The sequence below is a fragment of the Nitrosomonas sp. genome (genome assembly GCF_020852615.1).
Classification (GTDB): Bacteria; Pseudomonadota; Gammaproteobacteria; order Burkholderiales; family Nitrosomonadaceae; genus Nitrosomonas.
In genome coordinates, this window is record NZ_JADZAJ010000025.1 from 73,073 (window position 1) to 88,104 (window position 15,032).

Annotated in this window: 17 protein-coding genes; 15 read left to right on the plus strand and 2 right to left on the minus strand. The window is 52.4% G+C overall.

Annotated features, from left to right (window positions below):
• The first annotated feature begins 110 nt into the window (after positions 1 to 110).
• From IT527_RS06380 to IT527_RS06420, 9 genes are all read left to right on the plus strand, one after another.
• Entirely contained in the window at positions 111 to 551 is a 441-nt protein-coding gene (locus IT527_RS06380) for a hypothetical protein (protein WP_292967691.1), read from the plus strand.
• Positions 552 to 638: 87 nt separating this feature from the next.
• Positions 639 to 1,301 carry a hypothetical protein gene (locus IT527_RS06385; protein ID WP_292967692.1) on the plus strand — a complete coding sequence of 221 codons (663 nt, stop codon included), beginning with the start codon at positions 639 to 641 and terminating at the stop codon, positions 1,299 to 1,301.
• A 91-nt stretch (positions 1,302 to 1,392) separates the two neighbouring features.
• The gene (gene ubiB / locus IT527_RS06390; protein ID WP_292967693.1) at positions 1,393 to 2,907 is read left to right on the plus strand and encodes a ubiquinone biosynthesis regulatory protein kinase UbiB; all 1,515 of its coding nucleotides are present in this window, start codon (positions 1,393 to 1,395) and stop codon (positions 2,905 to 2,907) included.
• A gap of 196 nt (positions 2,908 to 3,103) precedes the next feature.
• Positions 3,104 to 4,189, plus strand: coding sequence for an ABC transporter ATP-binding protein (locus tag IT527_RS06395; protein ID WP_292967694.1), 1,086 nt, complete (start codon positions 3,104 to 3,106; stop codon positions 4,187 to 4,189).
• Between the two features lie 2 nt (positions 4,190 to 4,191).
• The gene (locus tag IT527_RS06400; RefSeq protein WP_292967695.1) at positions 4,192 to 5,094 is read left to right on the plus strand and encodes an ABC transporter permease; all 903 of its coding nucleotides are present in this window, start codon (positions 4,192 to 4,194) and stop codon (positions 5,092 to 5,094) included.
• A 9-nt stretch (positions 5,095 to 5,103) separates the two neighbouring features.
• The gene (locus IT527_RS06405) at positions 5,104 to 5,889 is read left to right on the plus strand and encodes an ABC transporter permease subunit (RefSeq protein WP_292967696.1); all 786 of its coding nucleotides are present in this window, start codon (positions 5,104 to 5,106) and stop codon (positions 5,887 to 5,889) included.
• Positions 5,890 to 5,939: 50 nt separating this feature from the next.
• Entirely contained in the window at positions 5,940 to 7,001 is a 1,062-nt protein-coding gene (locus IT527_RS06410; protein ID WP_292967729.1) for a spermidine/putrescine ABC transporter substrate-binding protein, read from the plus strand.
• A gap of 5 nt (positions 7,002 to 7,006) precedes the next feature.
• Entirely contained in the window at positions 7,007 to 7,315 is a 309-nt protein-coding gene (locus tag IT527_RS06415) for a (2Fe-2S) ferredoxin domain-containing protein (RefSeq protein ID WP_292967697.1), read from the plus strand.
• 393 nt (positions 7,316 to 7,708) lie between these two features.
• Positions 7,709 to 8,362, plus strand: a complete 654-nt coding sequence (locus IT527_RS06420) for an alpha/beta family hydrolase (RefSeq protein ID WP_292967698.1) — start codon at positions 7,709 to 7,711, stop codon at positions 8,360 to 8,362.
• Here IT527_RS06420 and hemF read toward each other — a convergent pair.
• Positions 8,331 to 9,236, minus strand: coding sequence for an oxygen-dependent coproporphyrinogen oxidase (hemF, locus tag IT527_RS06425; protein WP_292967699.1), 906 nt, complete (start codon positions 9,234 to 9,236; stop codon positions 8,331 to 8,333). The genes IT527_RS06420 and hemF overlap by 32 nt on opposite strands.
• Before the next feature lie 169 nt (positions 9,237 to 9,405).
• On the opposite strand from hemF, the gene aroC reads away from it, so the two are divergent.
• The 4 genes from aroC (at position 9,406) to IT527_RS06445 (ending at position 12,308) form a co-directional block, all read left to right on the plus strand.
• Positions 9,406 to 10,578, plus strand: a complete 1,173-nt coding sequence (aroC, locus tag IT527_RS06430; protein WP_292967700.1) for a chorismate synthase — start codon at positions 9,406 to 9,408, stop codon at positions 10,576 to 10,578.
• A gap of 98 nt (positions 10,579 to 10,676) precedes the next feature.
• Positions 10,677 to 11,033: a hypothetical protein gene (locus tag IT527_RS06435; RefSeq protein ID WP_292967701.1), complete on the plus strand. Its 357-nt coding sequence runs from the start codon at positions 10,677 to 10,679 to the stop codon at positions 11,031 to 11,033.
• A gap of 100 nt (positions 11,034 to 11,133) precedes the next feature.
• Positions 11,134 to 11,895 (plus strand): complement resistance protein TraT, encoded by a 762-nt coding sequence (locus IT527_RS06440; protein ID WP_292967702.1) that lies wholly within the window; start codon positions 11,134 to 11,136, stop codon positions 11,893 to 11,895.
• Positions 11,896 to 11,972: 77 nt separating this feature from the next.
• Positions 11,973 to 12,308, plus strand: coding sequence for a hypothetical protein (locus tag IT527_RS06445; RefSeq protein WP_292967703.1), 336 nt, complete (start codon positions 11,973 to 11,975; stop codon positions 12,306 to 12,308).
• 118 nt (positions 12,309 to 12,426) lie between these two features.
• Here the strand turns inward: IT527_RS06445 and IT527_RS06450 are convergent, their stop codons facing one another.
• Complete coding sequence (locus tag IT527_RS06450) at positions 12,427 to 13,077, minus strand: epoxyqueuosine reductase QueH (RefSeq protein ID WP_292967704.1); 651 nt, start codon at positions 13,075 to 13,077, stop codon at positions 12,427 to 12,429.
• 127 nt (positions 13,078 to 13,204) lie between these two features.
• Here IT527_RS06450 and IT527_RS06455 point away from each other — a divergent pair, with 127 nt between their 5' ends.
• Positions 13,205 to 14,506 carry a DUF3696 domain-containing protein gene (locus IT527_RS06455; protein WP_292967705.1) on the plus strand — a complete coding sequence of 434 codons (1,302 nt, stop codon included), beginning with the start codon at positions 13,205 to 13,207 and terminating at the stop codon, positions 14,504 to 14,506.
• A complete protein-coding gene (locus IT527_RS06460; RefSeq protein WP_292967706.1) occupies positions 14,503 to 15,030 on the plus strand; it encodes a hypothetical protein in 528 nt (175 codons plus the stop codon). The genes IT527_RS06455 and IT527_RS06460 overlap by 4 nt, the downstream gene beginning before the upstream one ends.
• Positions 15,031 to 15,032: the final 2 nt, after the last annotated feature.

The following is a 15,032-nucleotide window of genomic DNA, read 5'->3' on the forward strand; positions in this document are numbered from 1 at the left end:
TTTTCGTCGTATTTCGTTGCAAACAGGTCGTATTCCCTTGTAGTATTTCATCCACAGCTCACCAGTCTTATTTCGGTAATCCAGACGACAAGTTAAATAACAATAAAAAAATGACTAATCAGACTTACATCATCCGGCAGCAGGACAGAAATGCGGCAGTCAGTTTTATTGATCATCAGCTGGACACTCAGCCCGACTGGCTCAGTGAAATCGAATCCCGGCGGGCTATGGCCAGACAGGAGTACCAGCAGGCACGAACCGATCCGGACAGCTTCAATGCGTGGTGCCATAAATGGCTGAATGAAAATCAATGGATAGAAATCAAACAGGCCATCTGTGTCGCCAGAGGAAGACAGGAAAAAAGACTGAGGTATATTGAACCGAATAAAACCATCAGCGTGACAAACGAAGCTTGGAAAATCCTGACCGAACTCGCACTGAAAGATCAGCTTTCCTTATCCGAAGTTATCGTCAATCGGCTGGGTAAAAACACCATCACCACGACCACGATCAGTTCATCTGCCAAATCGCGTTATAATCTGGCGAACTGACCTGTTACCGGATACGCGCCTGATCTGTCCGGTAACACCCATAACACTCGCCCAAACGGTGGTTACGCTGATAACCTGCTCCCGGTAATGATCACTCTGCCATCTGCCCAGTCATCTGTTTCATCCATTTTTACCCGCCCTCTGATCAGTTGCCTGAATCGCCTGACCGGCAGATCAGGGCAAATAAGGCAGCGGTTGCAGGCACATGCCGGCGAAACAGTCTGTTTCCGCATTGATGCTTTTGCAGATCTGTACGTTGCGATTACGCAGGCAGGACAATTCACGGCCGCCGGTAACGATGCGCAAACAAGGGCGGTAACGGTGACACTCGATATCCCTGCCGGACTTCCTGCACGCATTGCTTCCGGTGACAGGGAAGCTTTTGGAAAAATCATTGCACACGGTGATCCGGTACTGGCTGATACCCTGATTTATACGGGTAAAATTTTTCAGGCTGAAATCGAAGAAAACCTGAGCTCGGTCATCGGCGATGTATTCGCACGGAGAGTAACCTTAACCGGTCAGGAGCTGGTGCGCTGGCATCTGGATGGCATTCATGCTGTTTCACGGTCGCTGGGCGAGTTTCTCAGCGAAGAACGACCGGCCATTGTCAATCGGGCACGGTTTCATCAGCTGGTATCTGAAACTTCTTCCCTGCAGCAGCAACTGTCGCGGCTGGAAGAACGAATTGGCAGGCTGGTTACATCTTTTCCCGCAGTAACCGGTCATCTACCCGGAGCAGATCAATGACCGGGATTCCCGCAACACTGTATCACTCTGTGTACTGCGACGATACCGGCCTGATCTGCCGGTAATTTCACTCAATCGGTCAACTTATTCCATGCGTTTTTTCCGCCTGTTCAAAATCATCCTGATTGCGTTCCGTTTCGGTCTGGATGAGATCCTGCTCTCCCGGATTCGCCTGCGCCCGCTCAAACTGGTTTCCGCTTTGCTGCCGTTTCGCTCCCGGCTCAAATTACCGCGTGCAGTCAGGTTGCGCCTGGCACTGGAAGCACTGGGCCCTATTTTCATCAAATTCGGGCAAATGCTGTCCACCCGTCGCGATCTGCTTGCCGATGATTTTGCGGTGGAGCTGGCGTTACTGCAGGATCGGGTACCCCCTTTTCCTTCGGAACAGGCAATCAGAATTCTGGAAACCGTTTACGGTAAACCGGTTCATGAAGTCTTTCTTGAATTCAGCAATGAACCTGTCGCCAGCGCCTCGGTTGCCCAGGTGCATTTTGCCGTGCTGCAGGATGGCACACCAGCCGCTGTCAAGATTCTGCGACCCACCATCGCACCGGTAATCGCGCATGATGTGGCACTGATGGAAACCGGCGCCTGGCTGCTTGAATCCATCTGGCCGGATGGGAAACGGCTGAAGCTGCGCGAGGTGGTGGCGGAATTTGCCCGCCATCTGGGAGATGAGCTCGATCTGATTCGGGAAGCAGCCAACTGCAGCCAGTTACGGCGTAATTTCCTGAATTCCTCTCTGCTGCTGGTTCCAGAGGTGTACTGGGATTACTGCCATCCGGAAGTCATGGTGATGGAACGGGTAATCGGCACGCCCATCAGCCATGTGGATAAACTGCGCGCCAAAGGAATTGATATTCCGCAGCTTGCCCGCATGGGAGTGGAAATATTTTTTACCCAGGTGTTCAGGGATGGTTATTTCCATGCTGATATGCACCCCGGCAATATCTTTGTGGGAGATGATGGCCGCTATATTGCCGTGGATTTCGGCATTATGGGCTCACTAAGCGATCAGGATAAAAACTATCTGGCACAGAATTTTCTGGCTTTTTTCCGCCGCGATTATCGCCGTGTGGCACAAACCCATATTGAAGCCGGCTGGGCACCGAGAAACACACGTGTAGACGATTTTGAATCTGCTATTCGTGCCGTGTGCGAACCGATTTTTGACCGGCCGCTGAAAGAAATCTACTTCGGCCGTGTGCTGTTGCGCCTGTTCCAGGCTTCACGCCAGTTCAATGTTGAAATCCAGCCACAGCTGGTTCTGCTGCAAAAGACCCTGCTCAATATTGAAGGGCTCGGCCGGGATCTCGATCCGGATCTCGATCTCTGGAAAACGGCCAAACCTTTTCTGGAAAACTGGATGGCAGAGCAGGTTGGAATACGCGGGCTGGTTACACATCTTCAGAAAGAAGCTACCAACTGGGCGGTTATTCTGCCGCAATTCCCCCGCCTGGTGCACTACAACCTGAGCCAGGAACGCACTCAGAATCTGGAAGACAGGCTGGCTGAACTGGTCACACAGCAAAAACGGCAAAGCCGGTTACTGGCGCTGCTTGCATTACTGCTGGCAGGGTTGCTGCTTGTCCGGATTTACCTCTAAACCCCTGAGATCCTCTGAAAAACAATCTGCATTCATCACCACGTTAAAAACCATTTCAAAATGCACATTTACACTCTGTAAACTGCGTTTTCTCACCTGTTTTTATCTTGTGCTGACTGCTGCGCCAACGTTTTTCAGAGGATCCCTAACCTGACTGAATCAATTTTGCTAGAATCCGGCTTTTTGGAATAAAGTCATGGCGTTACTTGAGTTACGCGACGTCACCCGGCGCTTTGGCGACTTCACTGCGGTAGATGCTGTCACCCTGTCAATCGAGGCAGGTGAATTCTTTACCCTGCTGGGGCCGTCCGGTTGCGGAAAAACAACGTTGCTGCGCATGATTGCCGGATTCGACGTGCCCGATTCCGGGCAGATACTGCTTGACGGCCAGGATATTGCCGGCACCCCCCCCGAAAAACGTCCCATCCATACCGTCTTTCAGAGTTACGCCCTGTTTCCGCATATGACCGTGGCGGATAACATCGCTTTTCCACTGAAAATGTCAGGGAAAATGCCGGATGAAATTAAAGAAAGCGTAAAAAAAGCACTGGAAGAAGTGCAGTTATCCCGGTTTTCACAACGCTTTCCACACGAATTGTCCGGCGGGCAGAAACAGCGGGTGGCGTTTGCACGCGGACTGATCAACCGGCCACGATTGCTGCTGATGGATGAGCCGCTTGGCGCACTCGATGCCAAGTTGCGGGAAGATATGCAGCGTGAGCTGATTCACCTGCAAAAAGAAGTCGGCATCACGTTTATCTTTGTCACCCACTCGCAAGACGAGGCGCTGGCACTGTCGCAGCGGATTGCTGTCATGAATCAGGGGCAGATTGAGCAGATTGGAGATCCTTCCGTGATTTACGGCTCTCCGGCCAACCGCTTCATTGCCGACTTCATCGGCAAGATCAATCTGATGGAAGCGCATGTCACACAGATTTCCGGTCAGAACATGACACTGGAAATTGACAAGCTCGGCACCACCACGCTTCCATTCAAGCCCGGTATCAAAACCGGCGATCAGGGCGTGGTGGCGATTCGCCCGGAACAGGTAGGGGTACATGCTTTAGCCAGTCAGGCAGAGCTTACCCATGCCTATACCGGAAAAGTGCTTGATTTTCTTTATGTTGGCGATGTCACCACCTACATCGTCGAGCTGGATTGCGGCATTCGCATGGAAGCGCTGCTGGCAAATTCCTCCCCCGGGCGGGCGCGTTTCTTTGAAGTGAATGATCCGGTAGTCGTAAGCTGGCTACCGGAAGCTGCCCATTTTCTGATGGATTAACAATGAATAAACTCCGTCTGACACGCTGGCTGGTGAGCCTGCCACCCACTTTGTTCCTGCTGCTGTTTTTTGCAGCACCCAGCCTGCTCATGATCGTAACTTCCTTCCGCTATCCGGGGGAATTTGGCGGGCTGGCACCACTCTCCGCACCGGAAACGGCAACCGCCGAGGGAGATTCCGGTCTGTACGGGATGACACTGGAAACGTATCGTTTCTTTTTCAGCGATGTCCTGTACGCGGAAATTTTCCTGAAGTCGTTTGCTGTCGCAACAGCCACCACCCTGATTTGCCTGGCCATGGCTTATCCGGTTGCCATGCTGATTGCACAAAGTGCCAAAAAATACCGCAACCTGATGATATTGCTGGTTGTATTGCCTTTCGCCAGCAATTTTCTCATCCGTATTTATGCCTGGATGATCATTCTTGGCCCGGAATCAGCATTCAGCCATTTTGTTAACCATCTCCTCCAGGCTTTGGGGTTCGGACCGGTCATGCTGCTGTTTTCACCATTTGCGGTGATCGTCGGCATGGTTTATGTCCATCTGCCATTCATGATCCTGCCGCTCTACACCAATCTGGAAAAACATGACCCGGTATTACTCGATGCCGCACAGGATCTCGGTGCAAACCGCTGGCAGCGGTTCTGGCTGGTCACCTGGCCACAATCGCTGCCGGGCGTGTTTTCCGGCTCCGCGCTGGTATTTATCCCGGTACTGGGCATGTTTGCCGTACCGGATATTCTGGGCGGCACCGGCGATATTCTGATCGGTAACCTGATCAAGGACCAGTTTCTGGGCACGCGCGACTGGCCGTTCGGTTCCACGCTTTCCATCATGCTGATGCTGGCCGTGCTGTGTGTCGCCGGATTATCCACCCTGCTGGCCCGTCCACGCGTTTCCAGATAAAGAGTTGCCATGAAACGTCCCAATCTGACCTTATGGCTTACTGCCAGTCTGGTTTACACCTTCCTCTATATTCCGCTGGTCATTGTGGTGGTGTATTCGTTCAATGATTCCCGCCTGAACGCGGAATGGGTCGGTTTTACCCTGGACTGGTACTACAAGCTGTTCAGAAACGAAGAAATGCTGCTGGCCGCGCGTAATTCGCTGATCATTGCCGTCAGCGCCAGCCTGCTCGCCACCATCCTGGGAACCATGGCAGGACTGGCGATTCACCGCTTCCGTCTCAGATTCCTGCCGGTACTCGCCTTCACCCCTGTAGCCATGCCGGAAATCCTGCTGGGTGTTTCGCTGCTGCTGTTCTTTCTACAGGTGCTGAACCTGACGCTGGGGATGATTTCGATCATCATTGCCCATACCACTTTTTGTATCGGTTTTGTTGCCATCATCGTGCGCGCCCGTCTGCAAGGCATGGACGAGAGTATTTTTGAAGCAGCCCGCGATCTGGGTGCGACTCCCTGGCAGACATTCCGGCTGATTACCCTGCCACTGATCATGCCTGCGGTGGTCGCCGGGGCGCTGATGTCGTTCACGCTGTCGATCGACGATTTTGTTATCACCTTCTTCACCAAGGGAGTAGGCGAACCGATTCTGCCCATCCAGATCTATACCATGATCAAGATTGCTGTCACGCCGGAGGTCAACGCCATTTCCACGCTGTTCATGCTGCTGACGCTGGTGCTGATCATCATTGCCAATCGCCTGGATTCCGGCATGCTGCAGGGAGAAAAAAAATCGTGAGTATCCGCCACGCTCTGGCCTGTCTGCTCTATCTGCTCTGCCTGCTTGTCATGCTGGCTGGCTGCACCTCCCGGGATCACGTTACAGAAAACACCGCCGGCAAACACGATAACATCCTGCGGCTGTTCAACTGGAACAACTACATCAGCCAGGAGACGATTGAACATTTTGAACAGGAATGTCAGTGCCGGGTAACGCAGGATTATTACTCCGACAACGAGGAACTGCTCGCTAAACTGGCAGCCGGTGCAAGCGGGTATGACATACTGGTGCCCACGGGCAATGCCATGGATACGCTGATCCATCAGCACGCCCTGCGTGAACTGGACAAATCACAGCTTCCCAACCTGAAAAATATTGATCCCCATTACCTTGGGACCGTATTTGATCCGGCCAACCGCTATTCCGTCCCTTATGCCTATACCATGACCCTGCTGGGATTCAACCATGAAAAACTGGCGGAACTGGGGCTGCCAACTGACAGCTGGGCAATCATTTTTGAACCCAGATACCTGGAGAAAATCAAAGGGCGCGTCACCGTGCTCGATAGCCAGCGCGAACTGATGGCAGCCGCGCTCAAATATCTGGGTTATTCCGCCAACGATACCGATGAAAATCACTGGCAGCAGGCTAAAGCCCTGATTATCCGCGCCAAACCCTACTGGGCTGCTTTCAGCAATACCAGTTATATTCGTGAACTGGCAGTCGGTAATTTGTGGGTCACCCACGGTTATTCCAACGATATGTTTCAGGCTGCACAGGATGCAAAAAAAACTGGGCGCCGGTTCAGTATCGATTTTGCCATCCCCAGGGAAGGTGCCGTGCTGTCACTCGACAGCATGGTGCTCCACCATAGCGGACATCGCCCCGATCTGGCTCACCGCTTCATCAATTTCATGCTGGAAGGCGGAAATTCCGCCGAACTGACCAACCTGACCGGTTCCGGCAATCCCAATCTGGCTGCCAGACCGTATATTCAACCCGAAATCATCGCCAATACCGCCATTTTTCCGGAAGCAGCACAATTTGCCCGGCTGGAAATGCTGGAAGATATTGACCACACCCGGCGCCGGCTGCTCAGCCGGATATGGACTGAAATCAAACTGAGATAAAACACATGACCTATTACCAGCACCATGTTTTTTTCTGCACCAACCAGCGTGCCAACGGCGAACGCTGCTGCAACGATCACCACGCCCGGGAAATACGCGACTACGCCAAAGCACGCATCAAGGCACTCGGGCTGGCCGGCAAAGGAAAAGTCCGCATCAACAGTGCCGGTTGCCTGGACCGCTGCAGTGAAGGTCCGGTTATTGTCGTTTACCCGGAAGAAGTCTGGTACACCTACGTTGATCAGGAAGATATTGATGAGATCATTGAATCCCATCTCAAAAACGGGCAGATCGTCGAACGGCTGAAGATCTGATTATTCCCTGTCTGATAAATGCGGGGGAATACAAAAAATCAGGCAACCTCATGGCAGCAGCGGCAGATCCGGCTCCCGCAGAAATTCATTGTGCCTGGTTTCCGTCCCGGCAATCTCTTCCCCGATTATCAGTAACTGCTGGTATGCAGCCACCAGATTCGCCTATATTCGGTCGGTCACTGTGTTTGAGTTCACTCAGTCCGACGATCAGGTTTTGTCAGATTTTATTCGGTTTGGTTTTCCGTTGCGGCCGCTGATCTGATCCGGGAATATCAGGCACCAGGAGGATCAGGCGGATACAGATTCACTATCCGGTAAAGTATTCTGCGGTAAAGCACCCTGCACTATAATTACCCGTCATAAAACAGTCACCTGTTACAGGATTTATCATCCATGCTGAATGAACAGAAATGCTTTGTTACCGGTCCGGCCGGCCGGCTGGAAACGGTCATCATGCTGCCGGAAGGTCCGCCATGCGGCCTTGCTGTTGTGGCGCATCCACACCCGCTTTATCAGGGCAGCATGGACAACAAGATCGTCTACATCCTCAGCCGGGCTTTCATCGAACAGCAGTACATCACGGTAAAGTTCAACTTCCGTGGCGTAGGGGCCAGTGAAGGCAGTTATGCGGATGGCAAAGGGGAAGTCGAGGATGTTATTGCGGTCACCCGGGCCATGCGCGAGCAATACGACACCGGGCCGGAACCGCTGCCGCTGATACTGGCCGGATTTTCATTCGGAGGCGGGGTTCAGGCACATGCCGCACAGCAGCTGAAGCCACACCGGCTGGTGCTGGTCGCACCATCAGTCGAGCGTTTACACGCCCCGCCTGTAGCTGATCACGCGCAACATATTCTGGTTATTCAGGGCGATCAGGACACGATTGTGCCGCTTCAGAGTGTCCTGCACTGGGCAACGCCGCAAATACTGCCAGTGACAGTTATCCCCGGTGCTGAACATTTCTTCCACGGCAAGCTGCATGTCCTGAAAAACATCATCCTGCAGCACTGTGCTGTCAGCCAGGCGACAGCCAGTCTCTACCCGTAAGGAAATCGGTATAAAGTTTCGCTTCCGGGCTGCCCGCCACGGGTGACCAGTCATAACGCCATTTAACGATTGGCGGCAGTGACATCAGGATAGATTCGGTCCGCCCTCCTGTCTGCAGGCCAAACAGCGTTCCGCGATCCCATACCAGATTGAATTCCACATAACGGCCACGCCGATAAGCTTGGAAATCCCGCTCACGCTCGCCATAAGGCAGATCACAACGCCTTTGCAGAACTGGCACATACGCCGCCAGAAAATGATCCCCGACACTTCTGGTCAGGTTGAAACAGGTGGCAAAATCCGGTTGGTTGAAGTCATCAAAAAATACCCCGCCTATCCCGCGCGGCTCCTTACGGTGTTTCAGGTAAAAGTATTCATCACACCATTTCTTGAAACGCGGATAGTATTCGCTGCCGGAAGGCTGCAGTGCATCTTTGCAGGTCTGATGAAAATGGATGGCGTCTTCTTCAAAGCCGTAATAAGGCGTGAGATCCATCCCGCCGCCAAACCACCACACTGGTTCCGCCCCTTCTCTGGTCGCTGCAAAAAAGCGGACATTCATGTGAACGGTAGGGGCGTAAGGATTGCGCGGGTGCAGCACCAGCGAAACACCTGCCGCTTCAAATGCCCTGCCGGCCAGCTCGGGCCGGGCTGCAGTGGCCGAGGCAGGCAGTCCCTTGCCAAACACATGCGAAAAATTGACCCCTCCACGCTCCAGCACATTGCCTTCCTCGATCACACAACTGGTCCCTCCCCCGCCTTCCGGGCGGTCCCAGGTATCACGGCGGAAAGCCTGGCCATCGGCCTGTTCCAGCCCTGCTACGATTCTGTTCTGTAAATCAGTCAGGTAATCTTTGACTTGTGAAAAATTCATAACACCTCCCGTATGATGCTGCTGTTCGCCAATCGGTTTTTCCGGTCAATTCTACCTGCACAACCCTGAATTGGCACGCTGAAACCGTGCTGACAGGTGGCTTCCGGCCAATCTGCGCATCCGGGCTTATGTTAGACTTTGCGTTTCCCCGTTTAACCAAGGATTTGTCATGTCTGGCAATAGCATCGGAAAGCTGTTTTGTGTTACTTCATTCGGTGAATCTCACGGTCCGGCGATTGGTTGTATCGTGGACGGATGCCCGCCCGGATTAACCTTATCAACCGAGGATATCCAGCAAGAGCTGGATCGGCGTAAACCCGGCACTTCCCGGCACGTTACGCAACGGCGTGAAGCAGACCGGGTGGAAATTCTCTCCGGTGTATTTGAAAACACAACGACAGGTACACCGATCGCTCTGCTGATCCGTAATGAAGATCAGCGCAGCAAGGATTACAGCAAAATCATGGATGTGTTTCGTCCCGGTCATGCGGATTACACCTACTGGCAAAAATACGGTATTCGTGATTATCGCGGAGGAGGTCGTTCATCCGCCCGGGAGACAGCGGTGCGTGTGGCGGCTGGCGCCATTGCCAGAAAGTGGCTGAAAGCGCGTTTTGGTATTGTTATCCGGGGTTATATGGCGCAACTTGGCCCGATTGCTATTCCTTTCAAAAACTGGGATGACGTTGGCCGGAATCCATTTTTTGTGGCAGACAGTGACTATGCACCAAAGCTGGAAACATTCATGGACAGCCTGCGCAAATCGGGTGATTCAGCCGGTGCCAGAATCAACGTGGTGGCAGAAGGTGTGCCTGTTGGCTGGGGTGAACCGGTTTATGACCGGCTGGATGCTGATATTGCGCACGCCATGATGAATATCAATGCCGTCAAGGGGGTTGAAATCGGCGCAGGGTTCAATAGCGTTACCCAGAAAGGAACCGAACATTCAGATGAAATCACGCCCGAAGGATTCCTGAGCAATAATGCTGGCGGGATTTTAGGCGGAATCTCCAGCGGCCAGCCAATCACTGTCAGTATCGCGATCAAACCCACTTCCAGCATCCGCCTGGCGCGACAATCAGTTGATAAAGCGGGTAACCCCGCACTGGTGGAAACTCACGGCAGACATGATCCCTGTGTCGGTATCCGCGCAACCCCCATCGTGGAGGCTATGCTGGCCATCGTACTGATGGATCACGCCTTGCGTCACCGTGCACAAAATGCGGACGTTGTCTGCGCCACACCCAGGGTTCCCGGAAGCACCACAAGCCAGATACATCCAGCAGAGATGCAGGCCGGTGCCCCCCGGGCGGAAGATCCCGAACCGGATGAATCTTCGTAAAAAAACAGGCTGTTTTTCTGTATTCCGGTAATATGGGCGGTTAATAATTAATGCAGTATTCCGTTATGAATGTCACTTTATAGCAAGGAGGCAGTAACATGAGCGCAAAACAACCCAACCTGATGATTTACGCCGGCCTGTTATTTTTTCTGGCTGGCAGCACAGCAGCATGGGCTCAGGACATCAGTGAAATTCAACGGCGACTCAATGCCGAAACCCTCAACAGGCCATTTAATGTTCCCAGTGACGCAGAGCTGACTTCTGCGCTGAAAGAAGCAACCCGGAAAGGGGTGTCACAGATAGCAGCGCCAAGCCCTGCTCCCGCCTGTATTGGCCTGGGGTGCGTCTCAGGCAGAAATTACGGTTATGGCAGTTATTTTGGGGGCTACGCCCGGCCATACTATGGCGGTTACTATGGTCTCGGCAGTTACCTCCCCTATTACTATGGCTGGTAAGTCACCGGTTTAAAATTTGCGGGCAGCAGAGTCATATTGGCAACAATTTTTTATTCTTTAATTTTCGATATCAATGTCAGGAGATGAAATGGGGGTTTCCGTGAATAAATCAAACTGGGTTCTGTCAGGCATTCTGGCGCTTTCTTTAACTTTGGGTGGTTGTGCAGCGGTGCATACCTCCATTGCGAAGAAAGATCTGGATGTACAAACCAAAATGAGCGATACCATTTTTCTTGACCCGGTTGAGCCAAGTAAAAAAGTTATCTATATCAACATTCGCAATACCTCCGACAAAACCAATTTTGATATTGCCCCCAGCGTTGCCCAGGCATTGCAGACCAGAGGCTATCGCGTCACCAGCAACCCCAAAGAAGCACATTACTGGCTGCAGGTCAATGTATTAAGTGTTGAAAAAGCCAGCCCGACTGCAGCCGAAGCCGCACTGAAGGCGGGCTACGGTGGCTTGGGCAGTGCTGCACTGGGTACCGCAGTAGGTGCAGCGACAGGAGCGGCCATTGGCGGCTGGGGTGGTGCCGGAATTGGCAGTCTTGCCGGTGCTGCGGCATTCGGTATTGCTGACACCATTGCCAGCGCTGCAGTAAAAGATGTCACTTTTATGGCGATTACTGACGTGGAAATCGCTGAACGGGCAGAAGGCGGTGTCATTGTGCGTGAAGATCGTCAGCAGGATGCCAAACAGGGCGTAGGCGGCTCCAGAAGACAGACTTCCTCCAAAGTCAGCGAAATGAACAAATATCGCACTCGCGTCGTCAGCACAGCCAACAAAGTCAATCTTCAGTACGAAGAAGCGGCCCCCGAATTAACCAACGGACTGACTCGCTCCATTTCCGGACTGTTCTAATCCAATAGCCTGCCTGCCACCCGGCCTGAAACCCGGGTGGCGCACCAGCCACAATCCCAAACATTCAGGAGATTTACATGACCGTAAACACCATGATTGTCACCCTGGTTTCAGCATTGCTGCTGTCATCTACCGTTACATTTGCACAAAAACCGGCCCAGCCTGCTGACAGCCGTACAGTAGTCAATCGTATGGCAAAAGAACTGGGGCTCAATGATTCACAGCGCTCTCAGGTTGAAGCTATCCTCAACGATGAAAAAACGAAAGTTGAAGCAGTATTCAATGAGGAAAAAATGAAGTTACAGGCAATTCAGGAAGAAACTCACACCAGCCTGAAATCAGTGCTCACTCCTGAACAGATGCAGAAACTGGACAAGAAAATGCGCCAGAAAAGCGGCTCCGGCAAAAAATAGGCACATTTCCATTCCAACACGGTTATTCCCTGACCAAGCGTTACCGGACAGTCCAACGGATCACGCCAGCCATCTGCCGCTATCCGGTAACCCGTTTCTTACAGTACCTCTCCCCGCCTCATTCAGCCGGGTCGCTCCCATAGTATTTTTCCCCTATCCGGATACGCTCTCTGCCGTTTGCTTCCCGCCATTTATTGGTATCGCGGAATGAATAAGCGCAGCCACAGTATTCCTGCATGTAAAACTTTTCCTGTTTGCTGATTTCCAGCATGCGTGCAGAGCCACCCTTCTTGCGCCAGTTATACGTCCAGTAGATGATCCCCGGATATGGCGCGGCGGCTCTCACACCGCTGTCGTTGATCTGCTCCATGTTTTTCCAGCGGGAAATACCCAGTGAGCTGGAAATAACATCAAATCCGTTTTCATAGGCATACAACGCTGTACGTTCAAATCGCATATCAAAGCACATGGTGCAGCGGATTCCGCGTTCAGGTTCCATTTCCATCCCCCTGGCCCGATCAAACCAGTTATCCATGTCATAATCTGCATCGATAAAGGGGATGCCATGCTTCTCGGCAAAACGGACATTTTCCTCCTTGCGCAAATCGTATTCCTTGCGCGGATGGATATTCGGATTGTAAAAAAAGATGGAAAAATCAATCCCGGAAGCCATGATCGCCTCCATCACTTCACCCGAACAGGGCGCACAGCAGGAATGCAGCAGTAATTTTTTGCCATTCTCCGGCAACTCCAGTTTCTCACGTTCCATTTTTATCTGCCTGTACACTAAATATAAGGTCTTCCTGATAATCAGGTTATTTACAGCGTTATTATAACGCTGGCTGGCTGTACCCGTTCCGGATCCAGGCCGGTTATAACAAAACATTAATCGAATCATGCTCACTTCCCTGCAACTGATCCAGTTCAAAGCCTGGCAAGATACCGGTACGATTGCACTCGAACCCGTGACCATGCTGCTGGGCACCAATTCATCCGGTAAATCTTCACTCATCCAGAGCCTGCTGTTGCTGAAACAGACGGTGCAATCTCCAGATCGCACCACTCACCTTAATCTGGGCGGTAATGAAGCCAGTGATTTTTTTAACTTTGGCAGCTTTAGCGATGTATTGAAACGTGGCGCCCCCTCACCTCATGAATTTTCCATCGCATTCACTTTCCGGAATACCGACCCGTCCTCACAGACACACTCACGAGTGCATAGCGGCCGGTTTTCCTGCAGTTACCAGACAGTAAAAGGCAATACTGTTATCCGGAAAATGGTGCTGGCCACCGGAAAGCACTGCTTTCAGGCGATCCGCCGGGAAAAGGAAAACTACGCAATCCTGGTGAATGATGAACCACGCCCGCGTGCCAAAGGCTGTCATCTGGCACCAGAACGCTCCATCGCGTTTCCGGCAGAAGCGATTGCCACACTGGGAAATGAAGGTGCGCTGGCGGAAGATCTTAGCCTGGCCATTCGCCGCACACTGGAAAATATCAGCTACCTTGGCCCGCTGCGGCGTAAACCGGAACGGGATTATGTCTGGAACAATACAACACCTGGTCAGATTGAAAGTGATGGCCATCGCACTATCGACATACTGCTTGCCAGTGCATTATCCCGGAATCAGGAACAGCATCTGCTGCTGAATGAAGTTTCATTCTGGCTGAACAGAATGAAAGTGGCAGATAGACTGGAAATCAAACAGCCGGGCCGCTCCGGCCGCTACGAAATTCTGGTGCATAAGGATGGCATTATCTCCAATCTGCGCGACGTCGGTATTGGTGTATCGCTGGTACTGCCCGTACTGACTGCAGCCTGTTTTGCTCCACCTGGCAGTACCGTGATTCTGGAAGAGCCCGAAGTGCACCTGCACCCGCTGGCACAAGCCGTGCTGGCAGAATTCTTTGTTGCACAGAGCCGGTCGCGTCACATCCAGTTTATTGTGGAAACGCACTCGGAGCATCTGTTCCGCCGCATGCAAACCCTGATCGCACGAAAAGAAACCTCAGCTGAACAGGTCGCCATGTTTTTCGTGGAAAGAGAAGCAAATAACGCAGTATTGCGAAAACTGGAAGTCGATACATTCGGCCGGGTAAGCAACTGGCCCGAATACTTTTTCGGAGATGCACTGGGTGAAACACGTGAACAGGCACGATTGATGCACATCCATCATCAGGAACAGCACAGGAAATGAAGCAACGTTATGTGGTGGATACCAATGTGCTGATTACGGCCAGTGCAGCCAGCCCGACAGCCCCCAGAGATATTGATGTCACTCCCCGGGATCCGGCGCTGCGCTTCCGGGTATGGCAGTGGCTGGTTGAATTTGAAAACAGCCCGGCCAGACTGGTGCTCGATTCTGCCGGTAAAATCAAGGAAGAGTATGACCGTAAACTCGGGTTCAACGATTACGGGATTCAGGTGGTGATCCACAAATGGAGCACGGCGGCAGTGGATAATGTCGATGTACAGTATGATGCCAACGGCCATGCTCTGTTACCGCCTCCACTGAATTCGGTGGTACACGATCTGGCTGACCGGAAAATGGTCGCCGCCGCGCTGGAAGCAACAAAATATTTTGGAGAAAGCGTAATTGCCTTTGCCGGCGATACCGACTGGCATGACTGGGAGCAGGCACTGATACAGGCGGGATTATCACTGGAACCCATTATTGAGGAATGGTCACGCGCAAAACATGCAGAAAAAGCAAACAGATAACC

What these genes read in the sequence shown, in the direction of transcription:
- IT527_RS06420 (WP_292967698.1), top strand. Translation starts at nt 7,709, where the DNA reads ATGCTGAATGAACAGAAATGCTTTGTTACCGGTCCGGCCGGCCGGCTG.
- IT527_RS06405 (WP_292967696.1), top strand. Translation starts at nt 5,104, where the DNA reads ATGAAACGTCCCAATCTGACCTTATGGCTTACTGCCAGTCTGGTTTAC.
- IT527_RS06445 (WP_292967703.1), top strand. Translation starts at nt 11,973, where the DNA reads ATGACCGTAAACACCATGATTGTCACCCTGGTTTCAGCATTGCTGCTG.
- aroC (WP_292967700.1), top strand. Translation starts at nt 9,406, where the DNA reads ATGTCTGGCAATAGCATCGGAAAGCTGTTTTGTGTTACTTCATTCGGT.
- IT527_RS06450 (WP_292967704.1), bottom strand. Translation starts at nt 13,077, where the DNA reads ATGGAACGTGAGAAACTGGAGTTGCCGGAGAATGGCAAAAAATTACTG.
- IT527_RS06380 (WP_292967691.1), top strand. Translation starts at nt 111, where the DNA reads ATGACTAATCAGACTTACATCATCCGGCAGCAGGACAGAAATGCGGCA.
- IT527_RS06385 (WP_292967692.1), top strand. Translation starts at nt 639, where the DNA reads ATGATCACTCTGCCATCTGCCCAGTCATCTGTTTCATCCATTTTTACC.
- IT527_RS06455 (WP_292967705.1), top strand. Translation starts at nt 13,205, where the DNA reads ATGCTCACTTCCCTGCAACTGATCCAGTTCAAAGCCTGGCAAGATACC.
- hemF (WP_292967699.1), bottom strand. Translation starts at nt 9,236, where the DNA reads ATGAATTTTTCACAAGTCAAAGATTACCTGACTGATTTACAGAACAGA.
- IT527_RS06400 (WP_292967695.1), top strand. Translation starts at nt 4,192, where the DNA reads ATGAATAAACTCCGTCTGACACGCTGGCTGGTGAGCCTGCCACCCACT.
- IT527_RS06395 (WP_292967694.1), top strand. Translation starts at nt 3,104, where the DNA reads ATGGCGTTACTTGAGTTACGCGACGTCACCCGGCGCTTTGGCGACTTC.
- IT527_RS06460 (WP_292967706.1), top strand. Translation starts at nt 14,503, where the DNA reads ATGAAGCAACGTTATGTGGTGGATACCAATGTGCTGATTACGGCCAGT.
- IT527_RS06435 (WP_292967701.1), top strand. Translation starts at nt 10,677, where the DNA reads ATGAGCGCAAAACAACCCAACCTGATGATTTACGCCGGCCTGTTATTT.
- IT527_RS06410 (WP_292967729.1), top strand. Translation starts at nt 5,940, where the DNA reads ATGCTGGCTGGCTGCACCTCCCGGGATCACGTTACAGAAAACACCGCC.
- ubiB (WP_292967693.1), top strand. Translation starts at nt 1,393, where the DNA reads ATGCGTTTTTTCCGCCTGTTCAAAATCATCCTGATTGCGTTCCGTTTC.
- IT527_RS06415 (WP_292967697.1), top strand. Translation starts at nt 7,007, where the DNA reads ATGACCTATTACCAGCACCATGTTTTTTTCTGCACCAACCAGCGTGCC.